The sequence below is a fragment of the Rhizobium sp. 9140 genome, assembly GCF_900067135.1.
In the GTDB taxonomy this organism is placed as follows: Bacteria; Pseudomonadota; Alphaproteobacteria; order Rhizobiales; family Rhizobiaceae; genus Ferranicluibacter.
On record NZ_FJUR01000001.1, the window covers coordinates 3,084,017 to 3,110,841 of the forward strand.

Sequence of the window (26,825 nt, forward strand, 5' to 3'; positions counted from 1 at the left end):
CGTCCTACACATAAACATGGGCATCGCGTTTTCCCACAGCCAAAGACAGAACGCTGCGTCGCCGCGCTGTTTACGGCCAAAGGCAGCGTAGTCCGCTCGGGATGAGTGAGCCGGCTGCCAAAAGCAATTGTCATGCGGCTGTCTTTGCGCTTAGTCTTGCCCGTCAAGACAAGGGGTCCGTATGACCAGCACCACCGAAACCGTCCATTCGTCTTCCGGCAGCATCCGGTTCCTGCTCAACGACCGCGAAATCGCCCTCACGACCGTTGCGCCCACCGCGACCCTGCTCGATTTTCTTCGGCTGGAGCGCCGGCTGACCGGCACTAAGGAAGGCTGCGCCGAAGGTGACTGCGGCGCCTGCACCGTTCTCGTCGGGCGTCTGGTCGCCGGAAACCTCGTCTATGAAGGCGTCAATGCCTGCATCCGTTTCGTGGGCTCGCTCAGCGCCACCCATGTCGTCACCGTCGAGCATCTGGCGGCACGCGACGGCACCCTGCATCCGGTGCAGCAGGCCATGGTGGACTACCACGGCTCGCAATGCGGCTTCTGCACGCCGGGCTTCGTCATGTCGCTCTACGGCCTCTGGCTGTCGAAGGACAATCCCGGCCGCGCCGACATCGAAAAGGCGCTTCAGGGCAATCTCTGTCGATGCACCGGCTACGAGCCGATCGTGCGCGCGGCCGAAGCCGTCGCCACCGCCCGGCCCGATGCCGTCTTCGATCCGATCCTGAAAATGCGCGATCGCGTTCGTGGGTTTCTGTCGGGTCTGCCCACCGGCGAAACCATCGTTCTCGGCCCGCCCGACGCCCGCCTCGTTGTTCCCGGCTCGGCGCAGGCGCTGGCCGGAGCGCTCGCCGAATATCCGGGCGCCACCGTCGTTGCGGGTTCCACCGATGTCGGCCTCTGGGTGACGAAGCAGATGCGGGCCATCAATCCCGTCATCTTCGTCAACGGCCTTTCGGATCTGCAATCGATCACCGAAACGCCCGACGGCATCACCATCGGCGCCGGCGTCACCTATTCGCTCGCCTTTTCCACGCTGGCGCGCCGCCTGCCGCCGCTCGGGAAGCTGCTCGACAGGCTCGGCGGCGATCAGGTGCGCAACATGGGTACCATCGGCGGCAACATCGCCAACGGCTCGCCCATCGGCGACACGCCGCCGCCTTTGATCGCGCTCGAGGCGACCGTCACGCTCCGCTCCATCTCCGGCACGCGCACCCTGCCGCTGGAGAGCTATTTCATCGCCTATGGCCGGCAGGACCGCCACCCGGGGGAGTTCGTCGAGAGCTTGTTCGTCCCCACCTTGCCCACTGACGAGCACTTCGCCGTCTACAAGATCTCCAAGCGTCGCGACGAGGATATTTCCGCCCTCTGCGCCGCCTTTCGCCTTGCCGTATCGCCGGAAGGCATCGTCACATCCGCCCGCATCGCCTTCGGCGGCATGGCCGGCACGCCGAAGCGCGCCACGGCCGTCGAGGATGCGCTGATTGGCAAGCCGTGGACAGAGGAAACCGTGACAGCCGCCCGCCCGGCCTTCGACCTCGATTACCAGCCGTTAAGCGACTGGCGCGCTACGAGCACCTATCGCGCGCTGACGGCCAAGAACCTGCTGTTGCGCTTCTATCTGGAAACATCCGGCGCACCGGCGGAGCTGGTGCGGTTCGAGGCCGCGGAATGATGTGAGAAGAAAGGCCCTCTCTGGCCTGTCTTCCATCCCGCCCAATGTATGCAAGACGCCAACGAACGTCAGGAACGCCATGGACACCTCCACCTTCGAAGAGCGCAAGACCATCGCAACCACCATTCGCGGCGGTATGCACAAGAACCTGCGCCATGACAGCGCGCACAAGCATGTGGCCGGCAGTGCCGACTATATCGACGATATGCCCGAGCCGGCGGGGACTTTACATGCGGCCCTCGGCCTGACCGACCGCGCCCATGCCGAGATCGTCTCGATGGATCTCGGCGCCGTGGAAGCCTATCCCGGCGTCGTCTGCGTTCTCACCGCGCGCGACATGCCCCATTCCAACGACATCAGCCCCAGCCACCTCGATGACGAACCGGTGCTGGCGGAGGGTCGCGTCGAGTTCCACGGTCAGGCTGCATTCGCCGTCATTGCCGAAACGCGCGACGCCGCCCGCCGGGCCACCCGCCTTGCCAGCATCGTCTACAACGACCTGCCGCACGCCATCGACGTCATCCAGGCGCGCGAGGCCGGCGGCAAGCTGGTGACCAAGCCGCTGACGCTTTCGCGCGGCGATGCCGCGCACGAAATGCCGAACGCGCCGCGCCGCGTGAAGGGCGAAATGCGCATCGGCGGGCAGGAGCACTTCTATCTCGAAAGCCACATCGCCTTTGCCATTCCCGGCGAGGACGACGATATCACCGTCTGGTCCTCGACCCAGCATCCGAGCGAGGTCCAGCACATGGTCGCGCATGTGCTCGGGGTCCCCTCCAACGCGGTCACCGTGCAGGTTCGCCGCATGGGCGGCGGCTTCGGCGGCAAGGAGACGCAGGGCAACCAGTTCGCCGCCATCGCGGCCGTTGCAGCCAAGAAGCTGAACCGTCCGGTGAAATTCCGCCCCGACCGCGACGAGGACATGGCCTGCACCGGCAAGCGTCACGATTTCCTCGTCGAATACGAGGTCGGCTTCGACGATGACGGCCGCATTCATGCCGTGGACGCAACCTTCGCTGCCCGCTGCGGCTACTCCTCCGACCTGTCCGGCCCGGTCACAGACCGCGCCCTCTTCCACGCGGATGGCGCCTATTTCTATCCGCACGTGCGCCTGACCTCCGAACCTCTGAAGACCAACACCGTCTCCAACACCGCCTATCGCGGCTTTGGCGGGCCGCAGGGCATCGTCGGTGCCGAACGCATGATCGAGGAGATCGCCTATGCGCTCGGCAAGGACACGCTGGATATCCGCAAGCTGAACTTCTACGGCGAAAAAGGCTCCGGCCGCGATCTCACCCCCTATCACCAACAGGTCGAGGACAACATCATCAGCAAGCTGGTGGCGGACCTTGAGGAAAGTGCCGACTACCGGAAGCGCCGCGCCGATATTCTCGCTTTCAACGCGGGCAGCCGCATCATCCGCAAGGGCATCGCGCTGACGCCGGTCAAGTTCGGCATCTCCTTCACCATGACCGCCTTCAATCAGGCGGGCGCTCTGGTCCATGTCTATCAGGACGGCTCGATCCACCTGAACCATGGCGGCACGGAGATGGGCCAGGGGCTCTACACCAAGATCGCGCAGGTGCTGGCGGACAGCTTCCAGGTCGATATCGACCGCGTGAAGATCACCGCGACCACGACGGGCAAGGTGCCGAACACATCGGCCACCGCCGCCTCCTCCGGCACCGACCTCAACGGCATGGCTGCGGCCGATGCCGCCCGCCAGATCAAGGAACGTCTCGTCGCTTTTGCGGCCGAACGCTGGCAGACGACGCCGGACAAGGTCTCCTTCGTGCCGAACCATGTTCTCATCGGCGAGGAGCGCGTCCCCTTCAACGACCTCGTCAAGCAAGCCTATTTCGCCCGCATCCAGCTGTCCGCCGCCGGCTTCTACAAGACGCCGAAAATCCACTGGGACCGCAACACCGGGCGCGGTACCCCTTTCTACTACTTCGCCTATGGCGCTGCCGTCTCGGAGGTCTCGATCGATACGTTGACCGGCGAATACATGGTCGAGCGGGTGGACGTGCTCCACGATGTCGGCCGCTCGCTCAACCCGGCGATCGATATCGGGCAGATCGAAGGCGGCTTCGTGCAGGGCATGGGCTGGCTGACGACGGAAGAGCTCTGGTGGGACGACAAAGGCCGGCTGCGCACCCATGCGCCCTCGACCTACAAGATACCTCTCGCCTCCGACCGCCCGAAGATCTTCAACGTCAAACTGGCGGAGTGGAGCGAAAACGGCGAGGAGACCATAGGCCGCTCCAAGGCCGTTGGCGAGCCGCCGTTCAACCTGCCGATCTCGGTGCTGGAAGCCATCTCCATGGCGGTCGCAAGCGTCGGCGAGTATCGTCAGTGCCCCCGCCTCGATGCACCGGCCACGCCGGAACGCGTGCTGATGGCCGTCGAACGGATGCGTGCCGCCTCATGAAATATGTCGTCGGCAGCCTGCAGGCATTTCTCGCCCGCGAGGCACATATCGTCTGGATCGACGTTTCGGAAACGCGCGGCTCGACCCCGCGCGAGACCGGCGCCTTCATGCTCGTCTCGCCCACCGACAGCCACGGCACCGTCGGCGGCGGGCAGATGGAGCATATGGCGATCGATCACGCCCGCAACATGCTGGCGGGCATGACGGCCGAGACGCGTCTCGACATCCCGCTCGGGCCTGAGATCGGACAATGCTGCGGCGGCCGCGTTGCGCTTTCCTTCCGCCCGCTCGACGCATCGGCGCGGGACGACCTCGATGCCATGCTGCAAGCCCGCGTCGACGGCTTTCCGGAGGTCTGGTTGTTCGGCGGCGGTCATGTCGGCCGGGCGCTGGCCGATGCGCTGGTGCTCCTGCCGGTACGCACCATCGCGGTGGAGACGCGCGGCACCGAACTCGACTTGATGTCGTCGCGCGCCAGCCACCGCCTGACGGCTATGCCGGAAGCCCTCGTGAAGGACATAGCCCCCGGCAGCGCCGTCATCATTCTCACGCATGACCATGCATTGGATTTTCTGATCGCTCGGGAAGCCCTCTCCCGCACGGACCTCGCCTATACCGGTATGATCGGCTCGAAGACCAAACGCGCGACCTTCGCCAGCTGGGCGCGCGACGAAGGGCTTGATGACGCCGCCCTCTCCCGCCTCGTCCTGCCCATCGGCGGCAAGACCGTGAGCGACAAGCGCCCCGCCGTGATCGCAGCGATGACGGTGGCCGAAGTGCTGGCCGCGCTCGACGCCTACTGGCGCACCGCCGGCTCGTAGCGCGGATCGCGGCCATCGAGAAAGCCGAGATCGCGCTGGAGATGCAGTGGCATGCCCTCCAGATCCAGCCGTGGATATCGCGCCGGCAGGAGCCGCGCGAACACCGCCCGCAGACGCCGCAGGGCATGGCCGAGCCCGCAAGTTTTCCGCGTAGGAAGAAGGACGGGTCGTGTCATCTGCAAGCTCATGGCATCACCATTCGGTCAGGAGTGGCTTGCATCATCGGCCTGCGCATGGTCGAAATCCAATCGAACATTCGCCTGATGCCATCAAGAGACCTGATCCATGAAGATGTCCCGACAGTTCCCGCTGAACGCCCTGCGCGTCTTCGAGGCTGTCGCACGCCTGTCGAGCTTCACCCGCGCCGGCGAGGAACTCGGCCTCACCCAGACGGCCGTCAGCTATCAGATCAAGCTGCTCGAGGAGAATATCGGCGAACCCCTCTTCCTGCGCCGCCCGCGCCAGATCACGTTGACGGAGACGGGGGAACGGCTGCTGCCGAAGGTCGCCCAAGGGTTCGATCTTCTGGGAGAGGCCGTGGTGGCGGCGCGGCGCGCATCGAGCGAAATCCTCATCCTGCATTCCACGCCCACCTTCGCCCAGCAATGGCTGACCCGGCGCCTCGGCACCTTTCAGTTCCGGCACCCGCAAATCGCCGTGCGACTCGTCACCGGCGCCCGCATGATCGATTTCCAGACAGAGAACGCCGACATCGCCATCCGCTGGGGTACGGGCGATTGGCCGGGCCTGATCAGCCACCACATCATGCGCCTCGACTTCGCGCCCATCCTCAGCCCGGAGCTTGCCAAAGCCCATGGCGGCATCTGCGCGCCCGCCGATCTTCTGAAACTGCCGCTCATCAGTCCATCCGATCCGTGGTGGAAACAATGGTTCACGGCTGCCGGCGTCGCCGATCCGAAACTCGACACCCTCACGCCGAACGATTTCGGCGTCCAGACCTTCGATGCGGCGGCAGCCATGGCCGGACAGGGCGTCGCCATCGTCAACCCCGCCCACTACGCGGACGACATCGCCGCCGGTCGCCTCCTCGTTCCCTTCGATATCCTCTGCAACGACGGACGGAACTACTGGCTCGCCTACGCCGAAAGCCGCCGCAACGTTCCCAAGATTCGCGCTTTCCGCGACTGGGTTCTGGAGGAGTTTGCCGGGGCTCAGGCGTAACGATTGCGGTAACCCGGCTCCAGTTAAACCTTGACGATTTTTGTATTTTACGTATTTTACACAGAACGGGAGATATCGATGTCCGAGGCTCTGAAAATACCAGCGACCGTCTTTTCTCGCAGCTTTGCGCGCTATCAGGACGAGGCCATTACCGAAAAGATGATCGAAATCACCAGCCATGGCCGGGTCGTCGGTGGCTATCTCTCAGCTAGTGAGCTTGAGCACTACAAAAGACTGAAGCGCCGGGAGCGCGAAGTACTCATCGTCGGCGAGCTGGACGATGAAACACTATCGGATCTCGAGAGTGCGCGCTATGGCATTTCACCGGCGTGAAATTACCGGCCCCTGCACCGGGTCTGGTGGTTCGATATGCCTTCCTCTGGAAAGAGGATCACGACAAAGGCAGATACGAAGCAGCCAAGGACAGACCCTGCGCCATCGTTCTAGCGGCAAATCTCCGGGAAACGGCAGAAATCCAGATCGTTGTCGTACCTATAACGCATTCCGCGCCCGCACCTGAAGAGGTATCGGCATCGCTCGAAATGCCCCGCGCGGTCGCTCGGACCCTGGGACTGGACGGTGGCAGGCATTGGGTACGGCTAACGCAGCTCAACCGCTTCATTTGGCCCGGTTACGATTTACGCCCGAGACCGGATGTCCCAGAGCGTGTCGATTACGGGTTCATTCCAGAAGCGTTCTTCAAGCGCATCAAATCGGCCATTCTGGCCGAAAATAAGAGGAAGAAGCTCTCGTTCACCCCACGGGACGAGTGATCCCGCCCCCCCCTGCAACGCCGCTGCGTTAGCAACTGACGTCCTCAATCCCCCGCCATATCGCGCTCGCCACCAAATATCTTGTCGAGCACGCCGATCTTTGAGAAAGCGCCCCTTCCCTCGCCCTGAAAATTCTCGCAATGTGACAGGCGGGGGGCATGAAAGGGGACAGGAATGTACGAATACGCGATCGTCTGGGAGTGGCTGGCCTTCGCCGTGCGCTGGCTGCACGTGATCACAGCGATCGCCTGGATCGGGTCCTCCTTCTATTTCATCGCGCTCGATCTCGGACTGGTCAAGCGGCCGCATCTGCCGGTCGGGGCCTATGGCGAGGAATGGCAGGTCCATGGCGGCGGGTTCTACCATATCCAGAAATACCTCGTTGCCCCGGCCATGATGCCGGAGCACCTGACCTGGTTCAAATGGGAGGCCTACACCACCTGGCTGTCGGGCTTCGCCCTCCTCTGTCTGGTCTATTACGGCGGTGCGGACCTGTTCCTCGTCGATCGCCATGTGCTCGATATCTCCTCCACCACCGCGATCCTCCTGTCGCTCGCATCGCTCGGCATCGGCTGGCTCTTCTACGACCTGCTCTGCAAGTCGCCCCTCGGCAAGAACACCTGGACGCTGATGGGCCTGCTCTATGTGGCGCTGGTGGCCATGGCCTGGGGCTACACGCAGATCTTTACCGGTCGCGCCGCCTTCCTCCATCTCGGCGCGTTCACCGCCACCATCATGTCGGCCAACGTCTTCTTCATCATCATGCCCAACCAGCGCATCGTGGTGGCGGACCTGATCGCCGGGCGCACGCCAGATCCGAAATATGGCGCGATCGCCAAGCAGCGCTCGCTGCACAACAACTACCTGACGCTGCCGGTCATCTTCTTCATGCTGTCGAACCACTACCCGCTGGCTTTCGCCACGGCCTATAGCTGGATCATCGCGGCGCTCGTCTTCCTCATGGGCGTCACCATCCGCCACTGGTTCAACACCACACATGCCCGCAAGGGCCGCCCGACATGGACGTGGCTCGTTACGGTCCTTCTCTTCATCCTCATCATGTGGCTCTCGACGGCGCCGAAACTGCCCGGCACGGCCGCCGTCTCACCCGCCTTCACCCGCTTCGCCGAGAACGCCCATTTTCCCGCCGTACGCGACACGGTCTCGACCCGCTGCTCCATGTGTCATGCCGCCGAACCGGTCTATGAGGGTCTCGTGCGGGCGCCGAAGGGCGTGATGCTGGAGAATGACGGCGAGATCGCAGCCCATGCCCGCGAGATCTACCTTCAGGCCGGCCGCAGCCACGCCATGCCGCCCGGCAACCTCACCGACATGACGGCCGACGAACGGGCGCTGATCGCCGCCTGGTTCGAAAGCGCCGCGGGAACCACCACACGATGACATCTACGCTTCTTCGCGGCCGCACGCTGACATTCCGCCGCCGCCCTTTGTCGATGGACGACGCACAGGCCTATATCTACGAAACCGACGGCGCCCTGCTGCTGCGCGATGACCTGATCGTTGCGAACGGAGCCTATGCGACCGTTCGCGAGCAGGCACCGGAAGATGTCATCGAGATAGACCACAGGCCACACCTCATCCTTCCCGGTTTCATCGATACCCATGTCCATTTTCCGCAAATGCAGGTCATCGGCTCCTACGCTGCCAACTTGCTGGAATGGCTGAACACCTACACCTTCCCGGAAGAATGCCGCTTTGTGGAAACAGCGCATGCGGAGCGCATCGCGGTGCATTTCTTCGACGAGATGATCCGCCACGGCACGACGACGGCGGTCGCCTATTGCTCCGTCCACAAGACCTCAGCCGATGCGTTTTTCGCGGAAGCGATGAAGCGCGACATGCGCATGGTCGCCGGCAAGGTGATGATGGACCGCAATGCCCCACAGGGCCTGCTCGACACGCCCGAGATGGGCTATGACGAGACCCGCGCCGTCATCGCCCAATGGCACGGCAAGGGCCGAAACCACGTCGCCATCACGCCCCGCTTTGCCATCACCTCGACGCCGGAGCAGATGTCGGCCGCACAAGCGCTCGCCGCCGAATTCCCGGACCTGCACATCCAGACGCATCTGTCCGAAAACCGCGACGAGATCGATTATACCCTCTCGCTCTACCCGAACGCTGCCGATTACACCGACGTCTATGCAAACTACGGCCTGATGGGACAGAAATCCCTGTTCGGTCACGCCATTCACCTGTCGCAGCGCGAGCGGGATGCGATGAGCGAGACAGGCTCCATCGCCGTGCACTGTCCCACATCCAACCTTTTCCTCGGCTCCGGCCTGTTTCCCCTGAAGGAACTGGAGCGGCGGGAAAAACCTGTGCGCATTTCGGTCGCCTCCGATATCGGCGGGGGATCGAGCTATTCTATGCTGCGCACCATGGACGAGGCCTACAAGATCCAGCAATTGCTGGGCGAGCGGCTGAACCCGTTCGACAGCTATTACTACCTGACGCTCGGCAATGCCGAGGCCCTGTCCCTGTCGGAGCGCATCGGCACGCTGGAGGCGGGAACCGACGCCGACCTCATCGTGCTCGACATGGCGGCAACGCCGGCCATGACGCTGAAAGCCGAGGTCGTCACCTCCCTGTCCGACGAACTGTTCCTGCTCCAGACCATGGGCGACGACCGCGCCGTGGTGGAAACCTACATTGCCGGGCGCGCGGCAAAAAGCACATTGCGTTGACTGGTCAATTTTATTGACCAGATGGACCGCAACCGCTTAACGACAGCGCTCCCGCGTGATAGGAGGAAAGCGACACCCCACTGCGGAGCTTGCCCATGCCGTCCCTCGAAATCAGCGACCTCAAAGCTCTGGCCAAGCGCCGCGTGCCGAAAATGTTCTTCGACTACGCCGATAGTGGCGCCTGGACCGAAGGCACCTATCGCGCCAACGAGGCGGACTACCACACGATCAAGCTGCGCCAGCGTGTGCTGGTCGATATGACCAACCGCTCGCTGGCCACCACCATGATCGGGCAAAAGGTCTCGATGCCGGTCGCCCTCTCCCCAACGGGCTTGACCGGCATGCAGCATGCCGATGGCGAGATGCTGGCGGCACAGGCAGCGGAAGAGTTCGGCGTGCCGTTCACGCTTTCGACCATGAGCATCTGCTCGATCGAGGACGTGGCCTCGGTGACGACCAAACCGTTCTGGTTCCAGCTCTACGTGATGAAGGACCGGGATTTCGTCCGCAATCTCATCGAGCGCGCCAAGGCTGCGAAATGCTCGGCGCTGGTGCTGACGCTCGACCTGCAGATCCTCGGGCAGCGTCACAAGGATCTGCGCAACGGTCTCTCGGCGCCGCCGAAATTCACGCCGAAACATATCTGGCAGATGGCAACGCGCCCTGGCTGGTGCCTGAAAATGCTGCAAACCCAGCGGCGCGGCTTCGGCAATATCGTCGGTCACGCCAAGAACGTCTCGGATCTCTCCTCCCTGTCCGCCTGGACGGCCGAGCAATTCGACCCGAAACTTTCCTGGGACGACGTCGCCTGGATCAAACAGCTCTGGGGCGGTCCGCTGATTCTGAAGGGCATCCTCGATCCGGAAGATGCCCGCATGGCGGCAAAGACCGGCGCGGATGCGATCATCGTTTCCAACCATGGCGGACGGCAACTCGATGGCGCGGCGTCCTCGATTTCAATGCTGCCCCGCATCGTCGATGCGGTCGGCGGCGACATCGAAATCCATATAGACGGCGGCATCCGCTCGGGACAGGATATCCTCAAGGCCGTGGCCCTCGGCGCGCGCGGCACCTATATCGGCCGCCCGTTTCTTTACGGTCTGGGCGCCGGCGGCAAGACCGGCGTACTGCTGGCGCTCGACATCCTGCGCAAGGAACTCGACATCACCATGGCGCTCTGCGGCAAGCGCGACATCCTCGACGTCAACAGGGATATCCTCGATACCTGAAGCCTGTCGCGCAAAAGTGCGCGGCGGTTTTGCGATAACGACATGCAGAATACGAAGGCCGGTCAGCTTCCGCGATAGGTCGAGTAGCTGTAGGGCGAAAGCAGCAGCGGCACATGGTAATGCGCCGCTGGGTCGGCAATGCCGAAGCGCAGAGGAATGATGTCGAGAAACGGCGGATCGGAGAGCGACGTTCCGCTCGCTTTGAGATAGTCACCGGCGTGGAAGACGAGTTCATAGGTCCCGCGCACAAGGGCCTCGCCCTCGAGAAGCGGCGCGTCCACCCGTCCGTCACTGTTCGTCGCCACGATCTTCAAGAGCGTCCGCGCCTCGCCTTCGATGTGGAAAAGCGCGACCTGCATGCCGGCGGCCGGCCGGCCCAGCGCCGCATCGAGAACATGGGTGGTCAAGCGGCCGGTGGCGGTCATCATTACCTCTTTTCAGAACCGACCGGCTGAATGCCGATGGGATTGGTGAACAGAAAGATCAGGAAATCGAAGATGCTGCGATCGTAAAAGCGGTCTCGAAAAAGACCTCTTCCAGATTATGCTCGCCGCCCTCGCGATCGACCACCAGAAAATCGCTGACCGCGCCGACGGCGATCAGCGGGTGGTGCCAGACATTGCGGCCGTACTGCACACCCTGACGCCCCGAGCAGGCAAACACGCGCGGACGACCGGGCAACCCGCCCTCGTCTTCCGCCACGACCGCCAGCCAGGACCGGTTATCGAGCGGAACGAAGCTCTGCGAGCCCCAGGGGTGCCGCTCCATCATATCGACGGCATAGGGAAACAGCCGTGGCTGTCCTCGGAAGATGTTGATGACGACGCGCGCGTCCTCGCCGGCAGCTTCGGCCCTTGCGAGCGCATGAAACCGCTCCGTCGTGCCGCCATTGATGAGCCGCATCGTTGCGGGATCGGCCTCGATGACACTGCCGAAAGGCGCGAAGGCCTCCGTTGTCAGCGGCTCGATGGGCAGGACGAGCCCGCTCATGCGGCCGATCCCGGAAGAAGAGCGTCGAGCCGCAGCCGCGCGATCGTCTCCACCTCGGCGGTGGCTGTCGCGAATTCCTCGTCCGGCGTATTGTCCAGACGCGCCTCGAACGCCGCGAGAATATCCTCCTTCGTCTTGCCGCGCACGGCGATGATGAAGGGAAAGCCGAACTTGTCGGTATAGATCGCGTTGCAGGTGGTGAAGCGCTCATGCTCCTCCGGCGTCAAACGATCGAGACCGGCCGAGGCCTGTTCAGCCTTGCTGTCGGCTGTCAGGTCGCCGGCAATGGCCAGACGGCCGGCCAGATCGGGATGCGCGCGCAGGACCTGAAGCCGCCTCTCGTCCGAGGCGGCCCGGAAAGCCCTCACCATCGCCGTATGCACGGTTGAGGCCGTCGGCGGCCCGTCCGGCAACCCTTCGAGTGCCTCTTCGGCGACCCATGGGGAATGCTCGAAGATACCTCCGAACCGGCCGATAAACGCCTGGCCCTCGGCGCTGTCCTTCGCAATGCTCATAGGCCAGCCTCCGGCTTGTGATGTGCATGCCAGTGGTGGGCGATGTCGATCCGTTTGGCGATCCAAACCTTATCCTTGGACAGCACGTAATCGACGAAACGTGCCAGCGCCGCTGCCCGCCCGGGTCTCCCGACGAGACGGCAGTGAAGGCCGATATTCATCATTTTCGGGCTCCCCTCGGCACCCTCCTCATAGAGCACGTCGAACGTGTCCTTGAGATAGGTGAAAAACTGGTCGCCGGAATTGAACCCCTGTGGCGTGGCGAACCGCATGTCGTTGGCATCGAGCGTGTAGGGAATGATGAGATGCGGCGTCTCCGGCGTCTTGCCGGGCACCCAATAGGGCAACTCGTCGGCATAGCTGTCAGAGGAATAGAGGAAGCCGCCTTCCTCGATGACCAGCTTCAGCGTGTTGTCGGAAGGCTTGCCCTGATAGAGACCGAGCGGATGCGAGCCGGTGAGTTCCGTGTGCAGCCGCACCGCATCCGTGATGTGGCGGCGCTCCTCCTCCTCGGTAAAGTCCTTGTATTCCAGCCAGCGATAACCGTGGCTGGCAATTTCCCAGTCGGCTTCCTTCATGGCGGCAACCGCGTCCGGGTTACGCGCCATCGCCAGCGTCACACCATAGACCGTTACCGGCACGTTGCGGCTTGTGAACAGGCGCCACAGCCGCCAGAAGCCCGCGCGCGAGCCGTATTCATAGATCGATTCCATGTTCAGATTGCGCTGCCCGGGCCAGGGCTGCGCGCCGACGATCTCCGACAGCAGCGATTCGGAGGCCTTCTCGCCGTCCATGATCGTGCTCTCGCCGCCTTCCTCGTAGTTGACGACGAATTGAACGGCGATCCTGGCCTCGCCGGGCCATTGAACCTCCGGCAGATGACGGCCGTAGCCGACGAGATCGCGCGGTGTCGAAAAATCCATAGTCACCCCTCTTTGTCGCCAAACGGTACCATCCGAGGCAGGAAAGTCGAGGCATAAAGAGCGATATCGACAGCCGAAATCGGAGAGGCCTTCACGGCTCGAACGTCGGTCGGATGCGCCTGTCTCCAGCGCCGGTGATCAGGCGCTCGTCGTCAGCCGCCGCATGGCCTGCGCCATCTGCACCTCACGCGCAGGCGTCGCCGCCGAGGCGGTGGGATCGGAAGGCACGGCAAAGCGCGCCGTCGGCTTATGTGCCGAAAGCTTGCCGAGAGGGTGCTGGGAATGCACGCGCAGCGGCGCGCCCGCCCCGGGCTCGATGAACAGCGCAAGGCTCGCCACCTTTACCGGTTGCGCGAGCAGGGGCTCGAAATGCGCCCGCAACGGCCCTTCCATCTTCGCGCGCATGGCAGCCGTCATGGGTCCGGTCAGCATCATGTGGAACCGGAATTCGTCCATGACGAAAGGATGTCCCCAGCGGTGCAGGTTCGAAAACTGCGGTGCCGTCAGCTTGTCGGAATCAAGCCGCTCAATATCCTGCTCGGTAAAGGGCGCACGGAACTCATCGAAGGCCTGGACGACCCGTGCCGCGAGATGCGTCATCGGCTCGCAAGGCACGCGCGGGCTGAGCCCGAAAGCGCTGCCGAGCCAGGAGACCTCGAGATCCGGAATCTCGAACGGGGTGATATCGCCGGCAAACCGCATCATCGCCTTCAGAAGTGCTGATTCGGTCCGGTCCGGCGCCAGAGGAAATGGCGCCTTGATCGACCCGTGGAAGCCGTAGCGACGCGGCACGGCGGTGTAGAAGGCGACATCCTGCGCGCTGCATCCTGCCACCGACAGTTGCTCGCAAAGGTCACCGGAATAGACGTTTCGCCCCAGCCATTCGGCTGCGGCAACGGAGAGCGGATCATGGATCGGCGGGGTGAAGCAAATGGCGTAGCGCATGGCAAACCTCGATTTGCCCCCTGCGCTACGTGATTTGCATGACAGCCTGACGAAGACAGCCTCAATGTGCATCGAAAACAACGGAACCCGGACGGCCATTCGCACGTTTTAAGACCATCAAGCCAGAAGAGGAGAAGGAACGTGACCTATCACAACCCCAATCTGCACGGCGACAGCCCCGATCATCCGGGGGACGGCCAGAAGCTTCAGGACGCCAGCATCGTCGAGACTCATGATCTTATTGCCAGTGACAAGGTTGAAGGAACGCGCGTCTACGGAGCAGACGGCAAGCGGATCGGCTCGATCGAACGCTTGATCATCGGCAAGCGCAGCGGTCAGGTCGCCTACGCAGTGCTCGGCTTCGGTGGATTTCTTGGCATTGGCGAAGATCATTACCCGATCCCGTGGACGAAGCTCAGCTATGATGAAGAGCTTGGCGGCTACAGGACACAGTTGACCCGCGAGCAGGTCGAGAAAGCTCCGAAGTATCGCAGCGACGACGAATATGACTGGAACCGCGAAAACGGTCGCCTTGTCTACGATTATTACGGTGTGCCGCCCTACTGGATGTAGCTGTGCGTGAAATACGACGATGAAGGGCGCGCCGGGAGGCAGCGCCCTTCTTTCAGGGAGAAAGATGGCTTTCGCATCGGAATGATTGAGGCAGTACGATACCCCCGTTTCCATCGCCCGCGTGTGCGGTGATCCCCTCCACCACGGCCTGTGCCAGACGATGTGCGATGCCGAAGCTGATCTTAAAGCCGCCGGTCAGGAGATGCAGGCGGGAATGATCCGGATGCGGCCCGGCCATCGGATCCCGTCCGATCGCCCTCGGACGCAGGCCCGCCCAACGCTCGAGGATCGGCGCGCCCGCCAGTTCCGGGACCAGCCTCTCCGCTTTGACGAGCAGATCGTCGAGCCGATAGTCGGTCGAAAACGGATCGGCATAATCTACCTCGCTGGTGCTGCCGATCGCAACGCCGCCCGCGTCATGCGCGATGACGTAGATGCCGTCCGAATAAAGGATCGGCAGCGCGGGATCGAGATCGACCGCCAGCCGCGCCGCCTGCCCCTTGACGCCCGTGCCGCTCCCCGGCCTTGCCACTCCGCCAGCCAACGTCGGCAAGCCGTCGATGAGTGGAAAGCTATCGACGCCCGCCGCCAGCACGATATGGCCGGCATGGACCACGGTTCCTTCGGCGATAACCACCCGCCCCTGACGCGGATCAATTTCGCGTACGGCGCAACCCTCGCGGATGGTCACATTGGGCATACCAGAGAGTACGGACGTCAACAGGCTCAGGAATCCGCGCGGCGAAACACGTGCGGCCAGTCGATCGAAAACGGCTCCGTGCGCGACGACATCCGACGAGAAAAGGCCATCCGGTGCGGTATCCAGAACGCTCCAGGCAAAGCGGCGCTCGCCGCTTCGCCAGTTCACATCTGCATCCGCCACCTGCCGCAGCGCGATCTGTCGTAAATGCGGCTTTGCGAGCGGAATGAGCCGGCCCGTTCGCCGGTATCCTGCGGAAAGACCGGTCTCGGCCTCCATCCGTCGGATCTCGCCCTCCAGCGAAACCAACGCATCGAACTGGAACTGCTTCTTGTCGTTCCAGCGGTCCGGCGTGTGCGGCATCAGCGCGCCGAGCAGCCCGCCGCTCGCGCCTGCCCCGATCGTCGCCCGCTCCACGAGCAGCACCTCAAGCCCCGCGCGCGCCGCATGAAGCGCCGCCCAGAGGCCCATGATGCCCCCGCCGATGACGACCAGATCCGTCTTAACATCCGCCATCGATTGACCTTGCCCAAAGGGCTCATTATCGCTTGTCCATGACCGAAAGCCACCCGACGAAAGCCGTTGAAGCCCCGACGCCGAACCATCAGGCGCCGGACCGCCAGACACTCGACTGGCATACCGGCGATATGCCGTATTCCGTTGAATTTGACGATCATTTTTATTGCCGCACGGATGGACGGCTGGAATGCGGTCATGTCTTCCTGAACGGTAATGGCCTGCCGGATCGTTGGCGCGACAGGCAGGACATCTCCATAGGCGAACTCGGTTTCGGCACCGGTCTCAATTTCTGCGAAACATGGCGGCAATGGAAGATGGCTGAGAAACCGGCCGACGCCCGCTTCGCCTTCACCTCGTTCGAGCGTTTCCCGATGCAGGCTACAGACATCGCGCGCGCCCTCTCCGCCTGGCCCGAGATCACGGACGAGCGCAACGGGCTGGTTGCCGCATGGCCGCAGACGCTGTCCGGCAGCGTCCGTCTCGACCTCGCAAACGACATCACGCTCACCATCGTCTGCGGCCCGGCCATCGACGGCGTTGCAGCCTATGCCGGCACGATCGACGCCTGGTACCTCGACGGCTTCGCACCCTCGCGCAATCCCGACATGTGGTCGCAGGCGCTCATGGCAGCGGTGCACGACCGCACGGCGCCAGCCGGCACGTTTGCCACCTACGCCGCCGCCGGTTTCGTGCGCCGCAATCTGCAGTCAGCGGGCTTCGTGGTGGAGCGCCGCAAGGGCTTTGCCGGCAAGCGGGAAATGTTGTGCGGCACCAAGCCAACGGAGCTTGCACGCACCCTGTACGAATGATGGTCCGTTCGCACATGCGAAAAGACAGCTTGACTTTCGGCCGGGAAACAACGACATGAGGGCCAGCGTCACCTTCCGGCCGCCGCGTGAGCGTGCCCAGCGGATTTTGTCATTCCGTCGCGAAGGCCAAGCGCACCCATGAGACCGTGCCATATTCGGCACCCGCAGCGCAGACAGCTTTTTCAACCCACCAAGATCCCATTTCACGCGGGGTTCTTGAAACCAGATGACCCGGAACCGCAAAGAAGCGTTGTTCCGGTCCCTGTCGTTTGGCGCCCCGAAAGGCATACCTTTGACCAATTTTTCTTCCCTTGGCCTCTCCGAGCAGATGGTTGCGAACCTTACCCTTGAAGGTTTCACCGTGCCGACGCCGATTCAGGCCGAAGCCATTCCGCTCGTTCTCGCAGGTCATGACCTCATTGGCCTCGCACAGACCGGCACCGGCAAGACCGCTGCGTTCGGCCTGCCGATGATCGAGCGCATGCTCGCCGATGGCAAGCGCGCCGATCCGCGCAACGTGCGCGCCCTGATCCTCGCCCCGACCCGCGAACTGGTGAACCAGATCGCCGCCAACCTGAAGGTCTTCGTCAAGAAGAGCCCGCTGCGCATCGGCCTCGTCGTCGGCGGCGCCTCCATCAACAAGCAAACCCAGCAGCTGGAACGCGGTGTCGAGATCCTCGTCGCCACCCCCGGCCGCCTGCTCGACCTTCTCAACCGCAAGGCCGTGACGCTGACCACCGCGCGCTATCTCGTGCTCGACGAAGCCGACCAGATGCTGGACCTCGGCTTCATCCACGACCTGCGCAAAATCTCCAAGCTCGTTCCTAAGAACCGCCAGACCCTGCTGTTCTCGGCAACCATGCCGAAGGCGATCGCGGATCTGGCCGGCGACTACCTGACCGACCCGAAGCGCGTCGAAGTGGCAACAGCCGGCAAGGCTGCCGACAAGATCGAGCAGTTCGTGCATTTCGTCAACGGCAAGGACGGCAAGGTCACGCTGCTGAAGCAGTCGCTGACGGCAAACCCCGATGGCCGCGCCATCGTCTTCTCGCGCACCAAGCATGGCGCCGAAAAGCTGATGAAGCATCTGGAATCGGTCGGTTATTCCGCAGCCTCCATCCACGGCAACAAGAGCCAGGGCCAGCGCGAGCGCGCCCTCAAGGCCTTCCGTGACGGCGAGATCAAGGTTCTGGTCGCCACCGACGTCGCCGCACGCGGCATCGACATTCCCGGCATCACCCATGTCTACAACTACGATCTGCCGGAAGTCGCCGAAGCCTATGTTCACCGCATCGGCCGTACGGCTCGTGCCGGCCGCGACGGCATCGCCATCGCCTTCTGCGCACCGGACGAAGCTCGCCTGCTGCGCGACATCGAGAAGCTGATGGGCATGACCATAACGGTCGCCAGCGGCGAAGCGCCGGCCAACATCTCCCGCGCACCGGCAGCCCGCAATGCGCGCGGCAATGGCGGCCGTGGCAGCAACAATGAAGGTCGCAACGGCCAGGGCCGTGGCGAGAACCGCGGTGGCCAGGGGCGCAATGACGGTCGCAACGAGAACCGTGGCGGCGAGAACAACCGCCCGGCCCGCGTGGCACAGGCACCGAGCCCGTTTGCAGGCGACGACCTGCTGGCCGGTGACGACAGCGCGCGCCGCGAGCACCGCAAGGGCCAGGGTCCTGCCGCACAGGCCGCCCATCAGGCAGCCCTTGCCAAGCGCAACGGCAACCGGAACGGCCGCCCGGGCGGCGCACCCCGCACCTCCAGCCGCGGCCCTCGCCCGGCAGCCGGTAGCCCGGGCGCACAGGCAGCCCAGCGCCGCGAAGGCTCGCGCCGCGAAGAAGCGTAATCACGCTGGCCAATGAGTAAGGAAAAACGGCGGGACCAAAAGTTCCGCCGTTTTTGTTTGCAAGGCCCCAGCGCACCGAAGGCATACGCTTATTCAATAAGCAGTTGCGAAGATGTTGCGCGAAAATGCAGCGCGTCCAGATGAAACGCGCCTTGCCATTCCGCACGCGAAAGCCATGTCACCCCTTGAGGGGACAGCCAGAACGGGTGAAAATTTCTTTCTGTCTGAAACGAGCATGCTTCTTGCATTGCCAAAGCGCTTGTAATCAAATGGCTTAAAAAGGGGACCAAGCCGTTGGCATTCGATGAAATGATGAATGCGGACAACACTCCGCGACCGCCTTACACGACATATAACGAGTGGTATGCCAACCAGGACAGAGCCCGCCTGATCGCCAAGTCGAAAGAGGCCGAGAACATCTTCCGCAAGACCGGCATCACCTTTGCCGTGTACGGTCATGCCGACAGCGCCGAAAAGCTCATCCCGTTCGACATCATCCCGCGCATCATCTCCGCGCGTGAATGGCGCCGCCTTGCGCAGGGCATCGAGCAGCGCGTGCTGGCGCTCAACGCCTTTCTTGACGACATCTACCACAAGCAGGAAATCATCAAGGCCGGCCGCATTCCGCGCGAGCTGATCGAGAAGAACGACGCCTTTCTGCCGCAGATGGTCGGCATGCGGCCGCCGGGCGGGGTCTACACCCACATCGTCGGCACCGATATCGTGCGCACCGGCGAAGACCAATTCTACGTTCTCGAGGACAATGCACGCACGCCTTCCGGCGTCAGCTACATGCTCGAAAACCGCGAAACGATGATGCAGATGTTCCCCGAGCTGTTCTACCAGAACCGCGTCCAGCCGGTGGAAAACTACCCCTATCTGCTGCGCCATTCGCTGGCCGCCGTGGCGCCTCCCGGCTGCGAGGGCAAGCCCCGCGTCGCCGTGCTCACGCCGGGCATCTACAATTCCGCCTATTACGAACACGCCTTCCTCGCGGACATGATGGGCGTCGAGCTGGTCGAAGGCTCGGACCTTCGCGTCATCGACGGCAAGGTGCGCATGCGCACCACGCGCGGCTACGAGGCGATCGACGTGCTCTACCGCCGTGTGGACGACGATTACCTCGATCCTCTGACCTTCAAGCCGGAATCCGCGCTTGGCATTCCCGGCATCATGGATGTCTACCGCGCCGGCAACATCACCATCGCCAACGCCCCCGGCACCGGGATTTGCGACGACAAGGCGATCTACTCCTACATGCCCGAGATCGTGGAGTTCTACACAGGCCAGAAGGCGCTGCTCGAGAACGTGCCGACATGGCGATGTTCCGAGCCTTCGAGCCTGCAATATGTGCTCGACAACCTCGCCGACCTTGTCGTGAAAGAGGTCCACGGCTCCGGCGGCTACGGCATGCTGGTCGGCCCGACGGCCTCCAAGAAAGAACGTGCGCTGTTTGCCGACAAGCTGAAGACGCGTCCGAGCAACTACATCGCCCAGCCGACCTTATCCCTCTCGACCGTACCGATCATGGTCAACAAGGGCATCGCGCCGCGCCATGTCGATCTCCGACCTTATGTGCTGGTGTCCGACAAGGTGCAGATCATTCCCGGCGGCTTGACCCGCGTGGCCCTGAAGGCCGGCTCTCTGGTGGTGAATTCCAGCCAGGGTGGCGGCACGAAGGACACTTGGGTACTGGAGGACTGACCGGCATGCTTGGAAGAACCGCAAACGGCCTTTACTGGATGTTCCGCTATATCGAGCGGGCCGAAAACAGCGCCCGCCTCGTGGATGCCGGACTGCGCATGTCCCTCACCCGCTCGCATCTCGGCGAAGACAACTGGGAAAGCGTGCTTCAGAGCTCGGGCGTCATCGACATTTACGAACAACGCTACGAAAGCGCGACCAGCGCCGACGCCGTCGATTTCCTGCTGCGCGAGACGACCAATCCGTCGAGCGTGCTGTCCTGTATCGAAGCCGCCCGCAGCAATGCCCGCATGGTGCGCACCGCCCTGACGCGCGAAACATGGGAGGCGGTCAATGAGTGTTATCTCGATCTCAAATCCATGCTCGCCCGCCGTGTGAAGGCCGCCGACCTGCCGGAGGTCATCGACGCCATCAAGCGCAAAACGGGCCTCATCCGTGGTGCGTTCCACGGCACGATGCTGCGGAACGACCTGTTCAACTTCTCGCGCATCGGCACCTTCATCGAGCGCGCCGATAACACCGCCCGCATTCTCGACGTGAAATACTACGTCCTGCTGCCGGCCGTCTCGCAAGTGGGTACCGCCATCGACAACGTGCAATGGGAGTCGATCCTGCGCTCCGTCTCGGCCCATCGCAGCTATGGCTGGGTGTACGAGGCGGAATACAAGGCGGCGAACATCGCCGATTTCCTCATCCTTAACGGTCGCATGCCGCGCTCGCTCGCCTATTGCTACGACAAGATCAACAGCAATCTCGGTTATCTCGAACGGGAATACGGCGAGCGGCACAGCGCGCATGAAACGTCTGGGAACACGCTGAAATCGCTGCGGAACTGCTCGATCAAGGACGTGATGGATCAGGGCCTGCACGAGTATATCGAGACGTTCATCATCCAGAACAATCGTCTGAGCCAAGAAATCTCCGACGGCTACCGGTTCTATTGAACAAGGACATATCAGGCGCATGCGACTGAAAATCACCCATACGACCGAATACAGCTATGCGGAGCCGGTCAGCTACTCGCTGCAACGGCTCCGCCTCACGCCCTTCACCCAGCCGGGACAGACCGTTCTGAACTGGGAGACATCGGTGGAAGGCGCGAAGGTGGAGGTCGGTTACGAGGATCATTTCGCCAACCGCGTCACCCTCGTCAGCGTCATGGGAGACCAGATCCGCATGCGCATCGTGGCGCGCGGCGAGGTCGAGACGGAGGATCGCGCCGGGGTATTCGGGCCACACCAGTCCTACATCCCGCTCTGGCTCTTCCAGCGCGACACACCGCTGACCAAGCGGACGAAGCAGATCCGCGATCTCGCCAAGTCCCAATCCGGCGACGGTGTCCTCGCGCAGATGCACAACCTCATGGGCGCGATCCACCAGGCCGTCGCCTTCGAGCCGGGATCGACCGGCACGGAAACGACGGCGGACGAGGCGCTGACCCGCGGTATCGGCGTCTGTCAGGACCACGCCCACATCTTCATCGCCTGCGCCCGCTCGGTCGGCCTGCCCTCCCGCTACGTCTCCGGCTATCTGATGATGGACGACCGCATCGAGCAGACCGCCACCCATGCCTGGGCCGAAGCCCACCTTCCCGGCCTCGGCTGGGTCGGCTTCGACGCAGCCAACGACGTCTGCCCCGACGAACGCTACGTCCGCATCGCCACCGGCCTGGACTACCGCGATGCAGCCCCGATCTCGGGACTGGTCCACGGGGCCGCGAACGAAACGCTGACGGTGGCGTTAACGGTGGAACAGCAGGGGCAGAGCCAGAGTCAGAGTTGAGGGTCGAAGCTCGGAATGTCCGGTTATCCGAGAGGCTGCGACGAACCAGGCTATGTCCGAAGATATGTCAGCGACCTCTCGGCAACCGGATAGAGCCGATCACAACTCTCGCGTCCAATGCTTAAGCAGCACGCAGAGCAATGTCAGCGCAATGCCGGAATTGTATCGATATGCCCGGCCGCGCTGTAGGCCAAAATCGCTTTATCCGCCGTCATCAACGGCAAAGCATGATGACGGGCCGTCGCGACAATCATCCGGTCGGCCGGGTCTGCGTGGAAGGTTCCAGGCAACCGGACACTCTCGACGGAGATCGGACCGGTAAGCGGCGCAATCTCAATGCCCGGCAACGCAGTGACCTGCTCTATCCATCGACTGACATCGATGCCGAGAACAATACGGCCCTTTTCCACGAGCATTGCAATTTCCCATAAACTGATCGCAGGGATAAGCACCCGGCCTTGTGCCGTCGCCGTGTCAAGAAGCGTTCTTGCCTCGCGCTTCAGCTTGGGATCGTCCTGAATGGCCCAGACGAGGACATGCGTACCAGCACCATCAAGACAGTGCGGTCCAATCTCCAGGCTCGACAACCGAACCGAATGGATCCGCAAAGCTATAAGCTGGCGTCTTGAGAGCGCCGATCACACTCCGACGACCATTTGATGGGGAAAGCGGGGTTACCAGCGCTACGGGTTCGCCATCCTTGGTGACGATCACAGCCTCCCCATCATCCTTCATACGGTCGATGATGGTCATGCACGTCGCTTCAAATTCAACAGTACCCACATGCCGAACGTTCATGGCACATCTCCGGTTCAGGAGGAAAAGATAAGACCTTCGCCGATAAGGCACAAGTCCTCACAACACCCCCACCCTCACAACCACCTCAGCCCCCGCGACCAGCCGGTTCCTCAGCGGCAGCCCGAACCCAGCAGCCTCCATCTCGAACACATCGCCCGCCTCGGCCCGCACACCATCTCCGAACGACAGCGTCGCCGTGCCGAACATATGCACGTGCACATCGCCCGGCGCACGGAACAGGCTGTATTTGAAGTGGTGATATTCGAGGTTGGCGAAGCTGTGGGACATGTTGGCTTCACCGGAGAGGAAGGGCTTTTCCCAGAGGACGGCGCCGTTGCGCAGGATGCGGGAGGTGCCCCGGATATCCCGCGGGGCATTGCCGATGCGGATCTCCGGGCCGAAGCTGGCGGGGCGCAGCTTGGAGTGCGCGAGGAAGAGGTAGTTGACCCGCTCGGTGACATGGTCGGAAAACTCGTTGGCAACGGCAAAGCCGAGCCGGAAGGGCTGGCCGTTGTCTGCGATGATGTAGATCCCGGCGATTTCGGGCTCCTCCCCGCCATCGGCGGCGAAGGCGGGCGAGACGAGATCGCCGCTCGGTGACGCGAGTTGCAGGCCGTTGCCCTTGTAGAACCATTCCGGCTGAACGCCCGTCTCGCCCGGCTTCGGCTTGCCGCCTTCCAGCCCCATTCGGAACATCTTCATGGAATCCGTCATCGCCGCTTCGTCGGTCGTTGCCGAGGTATGCATCGCATCGCGGGTGGCAGCGGAGCCGAGATGGGTGAGGCCCGTGCCGGTCAGGTGGAGATGCGCCGGATCGGGATGGGTGATCGGCGGCAGGAACCGGCCTTCCGCATAGGCTGCCTGAAGATCGACCACACCCGCCACGCCCCGCGCCGTCACGACATCGCCAAGCGTTCGGCCGGAGTTTGCAGCCTCCATCGCAAGATCATAGACGCTCAACGCACCGCGAACGGCACGGGCCGGCTCGCCTTCCTCGCGAACCGCGACCGTGATCGGACCGTCCTCATTGCGGATCTGCGACATCAGCATAGTATTCTCTCCCGTTTCAAATGCGAACGCCGCCATCCGAGCGTGTCGGACGGCGGCGCGATCTCAACGACGTGAACGTGACCTTTTCAGGCGACGATCAGCCCTTGTTCTTGTTGTAGACGTCGAAGAACACGGCAGCGAGCAGAACCAGGCCCTTGACCAGCTGCTGGTAGTCGATGCCGAGACCCATGATCGACATGCCGTTGTTCATGACGCCCATGATGAACGCGCCGATGACCGCACCGGTGATCTTGCCGACGCCGCCCGAAGCGGATGCGCCGCCGATGAAGCAGGCCGCGATGACGTCGAGCTCGAAGCCGACGCCGGCCTTCGGCGTTGCCGAGTTCAGGCGGGCCGCGATGATCATGCCGGCAAGAGCGGCGAGAACGCCCATGTTGACGAAGGTCAGGAAGGTCAGGCGCTCGGTGTTGATACCCGAAAGCTTAGCGGCCTTCTCGTTACCGCCCATGGCGTAGATACGCCGGCCGATGGTCGAACGCGTGGTGACGAAGGTGTAGAGCGCGATCAGAAGCGCCATGACGATCAGCACGTTGGGGAAGCCGCGATAGGTCGAAAGCTGGAAGCCGAGGAAGATCGCGACGACGCCGATGATGGCCATCTGGATGGCGAAGAACACGAAAGGCTCGTTCTCCGTGCCATGCTTGTCGTTGTTGCGGCGGTCCTTCATGCCGAAATAGACGGCGAGACCGACGAGGACGATAACAGCAACCAGCGCGAAGAGGTTGGTGACGATCTCCGGGTTCGGATTTGCGAAATAGAGCAGGTCCGGAACGAAACCCGTTGACAGGATCTGGAATTCCTTGGGGAAAGGACCGATCGGGCGGTTCTGGAGGATGAGATAGGTCAGGCCGCGGAAGACGAGCATGCCGGCCAGCGTCACGATGAAGGACGGGATCTTCTGGTAGGCGACCCAGTATCCCTGCGCTGCGCCGACGAGACCGCCAAGGACCAGGCAGAGCGGCACTACGAGCGAATAGTGAATGCCCCATTTCACCATCATCACGGCCGACAAGCCGCCGGTAAAGGCAACGATCGAGCCGACCGAGAGGTCGATATGGCCGGCGACGATGATCAGCAGCATGCCCAGCGCCATGATGACGATGAACGAGTTCTGCAGGATCAGGTTGGTGATGTTGACGGGGCGGAACAGCACGCCACCGGTGACAAACTGGAAGAACAACATGATGACGACGAGTGCGACCAGAAGGCCGTATTCGCGGATGTTGGCTTTCAGATAGGCGCCGACGGACGGCTTTGCTGTTGGTGCGCTGGTTTCAAGGACCATTAGTGCTTCTCCCCGGAGCGCATGATGGCTCGCATGATGGATTCCTGGCTGGCTTCACCCTTGGGAAGCTCCGCGACGATGCGACCTTCGTTCATGACGTAGATGCGATCGCAGGTTCCCAGAAGCTCGGGCATCTCGGACGAGATCATGAGAATGCCTTTGCCCTCGGCGGCCAGCTGGTTGATGATGGAATAGATTTCGTATTTCGCACCGACGTCGATACCGCGTGTCGGCTCGTCGAGGATGAGGATTTCGGGATTGGTGAACAGCCACTTGGACAGCACGACCTTCTGCTGGTTGCCGCCCGAAAGATTGACCGTTTCCTGATAGATCGAGTGCGAGCGGATGCGCAGGCGCTTGCGATAGTCGGTGGCGACCTCGCGCTCGCGATGCCCGTCGATCACGCCGCCATTGGCAACAGCCGGCAGATTGGCGAGCGTCGTATTGTGCATGATGTTGTTGTTCAGCACGAGACCCAGATGCTTGCGGTCCTCGGTGACATAGGCAAGACCGGCTTCGATGGCCTTCTGGATGGTGCTGACGTCGACCGGCTTGCCATGCATCATCACATCGCCGGTGATCTTGTGGCCCCAGGAACGACCGAAGATGCTCATCGCCGTTTCGGTGCGACCAGCGCCCATCAGGCCAGCGATGCCGACGACTTCGCCGGCGCGAACCGTGAAATTCACGTCATGCAGGAACTGCCGGTCGCGGTGGTGCTGGTGATAGACGTTCCAGTTCTTCACTTCCAGCAGCGTGTTGCCGATCTTCGGATCGCGCGGCGGATAGCGGTCGTCCATATCGCGCCCGACCATGCCCTTGATGATACGGTCCTCGCCGATATCCTCGTTGTGGCAGTCGAGCGTTTCCACCGTGCCGCCATCGCGCAGGATGGTGATCTTGTCGGCGACCGTCTTGATCTCGTTCAGCTTGTGCGAAATGATGATCGAGGTCATGCCCTGCTTGCGGAATTCCATCAGCAGGTGAAGCAGGGCTGCCGAATCCGTCTCGTTGAGCGACGCGGTCGGCTCGTCGAGGATCAGCAGGCGTACCTTCTTCGACAGCGCCTTGGCGATTTCCACCAGCTGCTGCTTGCCGACGCCGATGTCGGTGATCAGCGTCGCGGGAGATTCCTTCAGGCCGACCTTGGCGAGAAGCTCGCGCGTCCGAGCGAATGTTTCCTTCCAGTCGATGACGCCCTTGGTCGCCACCTCGTTGCCGAGGAAGATGTTTTCCCCGATCGAGAGCAGCGGAACGAGCGCCAGTTCCTGGTGGATGATGATGATACCGAGATGCTCGCTGTCGGTGATATCCTTGAACTGGCGAACCGTGCCGTCATAAACGATATCGCCATCATAGCTGCCGGCGGGATAGACACCGCTCAGAACCTTCATCAGGGTCGATTTGCCGGCACCGTTCTCACCAACGAGCGCGTGGATCTCGCCCTCGCGAACCTTGAGATTGACGTTGTCGAGCGCTTTCACGCCGGGAAACGTCTTGGTGATGCCCCGCATTTCGAGAATGTATTTGTCCATGTCAG

Annotated in this window: 27 protein-coding genes; 15 read left to right on the forward strand and 12 right to left on the reverse strand. The window is 62.6% G+C overall.

Annotated features, from left to right (window positions below):
- The first annotated feature begins 181 nt into the window (after window positions 1-181).
- The 3 genes from xdhA to xdhC all read left to right on the forward strand — a co-directional run bounded on the left by xdhA (window position 182) and on the right by xdhC (window position 4,930).
- On the forward strand, window positions 182-1,678 hold the full coding sequence (gene xdhA, locus GA0004734_RS14465) for a xanthine dehydrogenase small subunit (RefSeq protein ID WP_092934775.1): 1,497 nt from the start codon (window positions 182-184) through the stop codon (window positions 1,676-1,678).
- 79 nt (window positions 1,679-1,757) lie between these two features.
- Entirely contained in the window at window positions 1,758-4,109 is a 2,352-nt protein-coding gene (xdhB, locus tag GA0004734_RS14470) for a xanthine dehydrogenase molybdopterin binding subunit (protein ID WP_092934777.1), read from the forward strand.
- Window positions 4,106-4,930: a xanthine dehydrogenase accessory protein XdhC gene (gene xdhC, locus GA0004734_RS14475; RefSeq protein ID WP_092934779.1), complete on the forward strand. Its 825-nt coding sequence runs from the start codon at window positions 4,106-4,108 to the stop codon at window positions 4,928-4,930. The genes xdhB and xdhC overlap by 4 nt, the downstream gene beginning before the upstream one ends.
- On the opposite strand, the gene GA0004734_RS14480 is transcribed toward xdhC, so the two are convergent.
- Complete coding sequence (locus GA0004734_RS14480) at window positions 4,906-5,106, reverse strand: hypothetical protein (RefSeq protein WP_139056276.1); 201 nt, start codon at window positions 5,104-5,106, stop codon at window positions 4,906-4,908. The two genes, xdhC and GA0004734_RS14480, sit on opposite strands and share 25 nt — an antisense overlap.
- Window positions 5,107-5,215: 109 nt before the next feature.
- Between GA0004734_RS14480 and GA0004734_RS14485 the strand changes: the two genes are divergently transcribed.
- The 6 genes from GA0004734_RS14485 (at window position 5,216) to GA0004734_RS14510 (ending at window position 10,822) form a co-directional block, all read left to right on the forward strand.
- Complete coding sequence (locus tag GA0004734_RS14485) at window positions 5,216-6,112, forward strand: LysR substrate-binding domain-containing protein (protein ID WP_092934783.1); 897 nt, start codon at window positions 5,216-5,218, stop codon at window positions 6,110-6,112.
- Between the two features lie 78 nt (window positions 6,113-6,190).
- On the forward strand, window positions 6,191-6,445 hold the full coding sequence (locus GA0004734_RS14490; RefSeq protein WP_092934785.1) for a hypothetical protein: 255 nt from the start codon (window positions 6,191-6,193) through the stop codon (window positions 6,443-6,445).
- Entirely contained in the window at window positions 6,442-6,885 is a 444-nt protein-coding gene (locus GA0004734_RS14495) for a hypothetical protein (protein WP_092934787.1), read from the forward strand. The genes GA0004734_RS14490 and GA0004734_RS14495 overlap by 4 nt, the downstream gene beginning before the upstream one ends.
- Before the next feature lie 174 nt (window positions 6,886-7,059).
- The gene (locus GA0004734_RS14500) at window positions 7,060-8,286 is read left to right on the forward strand and encodes a urate hydroxylase PuuD (protein ID WP_092934789.1); all 1,227 of its coding nucleotides are present in this window, start codon (window positions 7,060-7,062) and stop codon (window positions 8,284-8,286) included.
- Window positions 8,283-9,593 carry a guanine deaminase gene (guaD, locus tag GA0004734_RS14505; protein WP_092934791.1) on the forward strand — a complete coding sequence of 437 codons (1,311 nt, stop codon included), beginning with the start codon at window positions 8,283-8,285 and terminating at the stop codon, window positions 9,591-9,593. The genes GA0004734_RS14500 and guaD overlap by 4 nt, the downstream gene beginning before the upstream one ends.
- Window positions 9,594-9,688: 95 nt before the next feature.
- Window positions 9,689-10,822: an alpha-hydroxy acid oxidase gene (locus tag GA0004734_RS14510; protein WP_092934793.1), complete on the forward strand. Its 1,134-nt coding sequence runs from the start codon at window positions 9,689-9,691 to the stop codon at window positions 10,820-10,822.
- A gap of 62 nt (window positions 10,823-10,884) precedes the next feature.
- Here the strand turns inward: GA0004734_RS14510 and uraH are convergent, their stop codons facing one another.
- From uraH to GA0004734_RS14535, 5 genes are all read right to left on the reverse strand, one after another.
- A complete protein-coding gene (gene uraH, locus GA0004734_RS14515; RefSeq protein ID WP_092936322.1) occupies window positions 10,885-11,247 on the reverse strand; it encodes a hydroxyisourate hydrolase in 363 nt (120 codons plus the stop codon).
- 58 nt (window positions 11,248-11,305) lie between these two features.
- On the reverse strand, window positions 11,306-11,812 hold the full coding sequence (locus GA0004734_RS14520) for an ureidoglycolate lyase (RefSeq protein ID WP_092934795.1): 507 nt from the start codon (window positions 11,810-11,812) through the stop codon (window positions 11,306-11,308).
- Window positions 11,809-12,327, reverse strand: a complete 519-nt coding sequence (gene uraD / locus GA0004734_RS14525; protein ID WP_092934797.1) for a 2-oxo-4-hydroxy-4-carboxy-5-ureidoimidazoline decarboxylase — start codon at window positions 12,325-12,327, stop codon at window positions 11,809-11,811. Before uraD ends, GA0004734_RS14520 begins: the two co-directional genes overlap by 4 nt.
- Window positions 12,324-13,250: an allantoinase PuuE gene (gene puuE, locus GA0004734_RS14530; RefSeq protein ID WP_092934799.1), complete on the reverse strand. Its 927-nt coding sequence runs from the start codon at window positions 13,248-13,250 to the stop codon at window positions 12,324-12,326. Before puuE ends, uraD begins: the two co-directional genes overlap by 4 nt.
- Window positions 13,251-13,388: 138 nt before the next feature.
- Window positions 13,389-14,195, reverse strand: a complete 807-nt coding sequence (locus GA0004734_RS14535; protein WP_092934801.1) for a DUF1045 domain-containing protein — start codon at window positions 14,193-14,195, stop codon at window positions 13,389-13,391.
- A gap of 219 nt (window positions 14,196-14,414) precedes the next feature.
- On the opposite strand from GA0004734_RS14535, the gene GA0004734_RS14540 reads away from it, so the two are divergent.
- Window positions 14,415-14,768: a PRC-barrel domain-containing protein gene (locus GA0004734_RS14540; RefSeq protein WP_092936323.1), complete on the forward strand. Its 354-nt coding sequence runs from the start codon at window positions 14,415-14,417 to the stop codon at window positions 14,766-14,768.
- Window positions 14,769-14,820: 52 nt separating this feature from the next.
- On the opposite strand, the gene GA0004734_RS14545 is transcribed toward GA0004734_RS14540, so the two are convergent.
- Window positions 14,821-15,984 carry an NAD(P)/FAD-dependent oxidoreductase gene (locus GA0004734_RS14545; protein WP_092934803.1) on the reverse strand — a complete coding sequence of 388 codons (1,164 nt, stop codon included), beginning with the start codon at window positions 15,982-15,984 and terminating at the stop codon, window positions 14,821-14,823.
- 38 nt (window positions 15,985-16,022) lie between these two features.
- On the opposite strand from GA0004734_RS14545, the gene mnmD reads away from it, so the two are divergent.
- The 5 genes from mnmD to GA0004734_RS14570 all read left to right on the forward strand — a co-directional run bounded on the left by mnmD (window position 16,023) and on the right by GA0004734_RS14570 (window position 22,131).
- Window positions 16,023-16,796, forward strand: coding sequence for a tRNA (5-methylaminomethyl-2-thiouridine)(34)-methyltransferase MnmD (gene mnmD, locus GA0004734_RS14550; protein ID WP_092934806.1), 774 nt, complete (start codon window positions 16,023-16,025; stop codon window positions 16,794-16,796).
- A 292-nt stretch (window positions 16,797-17,088) separates the two neighbouring features.
- Window positions 17,089-18,645 (forward strand): DEAD/DEAH box helicase, encoded by a 1,557-nt coding sequence (locus GA0004734_RS14555; RefSeq protein WP_175386375.1) that lies wholly within the window; start codon window positions 17,089-17,091, stop codon window positions 18,643-18,645.
- A 309-nt stretch (window positions 18,646-18,954) separates the two neighbouring features.
- On the forward strand, window positions 18,955-20,349 hold the full coding sequence (locus GA0004734_RS14560; protein ID WP_175386500.1) for a circularly permuted type 2 ATP-grasp protein: 1,395 nt from the start codon (window positions 18,955-18,957) through the stop codon (window positions 20,347-20,349).
- Window positions 20,350-20,354: 5 nt separating this feature from the next.
- Window positions 20,355-21,293, forward strand: coding sequence for an alpha-E domain-containing protein (locus GA0004734_RS14565; protein ID WP_092934812.1), 939 nt, complete (start codon window positions 20,355-20,357; stop codon window positions 21,291-21,293).
- Window positions 21,294-21,312: 19 nt separating this feature from the next.
- Entirely contained in the window at window positions 21,313-22,131 is an 819-nt protein-coding gene (locus GA0004734_RS14570; protein ID WP_092934814.1) for a transglutaminase family protein, read from the forward strand.
- Window positions 22,132-22,274: 143 nt separating this feature from the next.
- Here GA0004734_RS14570 and GA0004734_RS14575 read toward each other — a convergent pair whose 3' ends face one another.
- The 5 genes from GA0004734_RS14575 to mmsA form a co-directional block, all read right to left on the reverse strand.
- The gene (locus GA0004734_RS14575) at window positions 22,275-22,718 is read right to left on the reverse strand and encodes a type II toxin-antitoxin system VapC family toxin (protein WP_245292427.1); all 444 of its coding nucleotides are present in this window, start codon (window positions 22,716-22,718) and stop codon (window positions 22,275-22,277) included.
- Window positions 22,684-22,929: a type II toxin-antitoxin system Phd/YefM family antitoxin gene (locus GA0004734_RS14580; protein ID WP_139056277.1), complete on the reverse strand. Its 246-nt coding sequence runs from the start codon at window positions 22,927-22,929 to the stop codon at window positions 22,684-22,686. Before GA0004734_RS14580 ends, GA0004734_RS14575 begins: the two co-directional genes overlap by 35 nt.
- A gap of 57 nt (window positions 22,930-22,986) precedes the next feature.
- Window positions 22,987-23,979, reverse strand: coding sequence for an AraD1 family protein (gene araD1 / locus GA0004734_RS14585; RefSeq protein WP_092934816.1), 993 nt, complete (start codon window positions 23,977-23,979; stop codon window positions 22,987-22,989).
- Window positions 23,980-24,076: 97 nt separating this feature from the next.
- Window positions 24,077-25,285, reverse strand: coding sequence for a multiple monosaccharide ABC transporter permease (gene mmsB, locus GA0004734_RS14590; protein ID WP_092934818.1), 1,209 nt, complete (start codon window positions 25,283-25,285; stop codon window positions 24,077-24,079).
- The gene (gene mmsA / locus GA0004734_RS14595) at window positions 25,285-26,820 is read right to left on the reverse strand and encodes a multiple monosaccharide ABC transporter ATP-binding protein (RefSeq protein ID WP_092934820.1); all 1,536 of its coding nucleotides are present in this window, start codon (window positions 26,818-26,820) and stop codon (window positions 25,285-25,287) included. Before mmsA ends, mmsB begins: the two co-directional genes overlap by 1 nt.
- Between the last annotated feature and the right edge of the window lie 5 nt (window positions 26,821-26,825).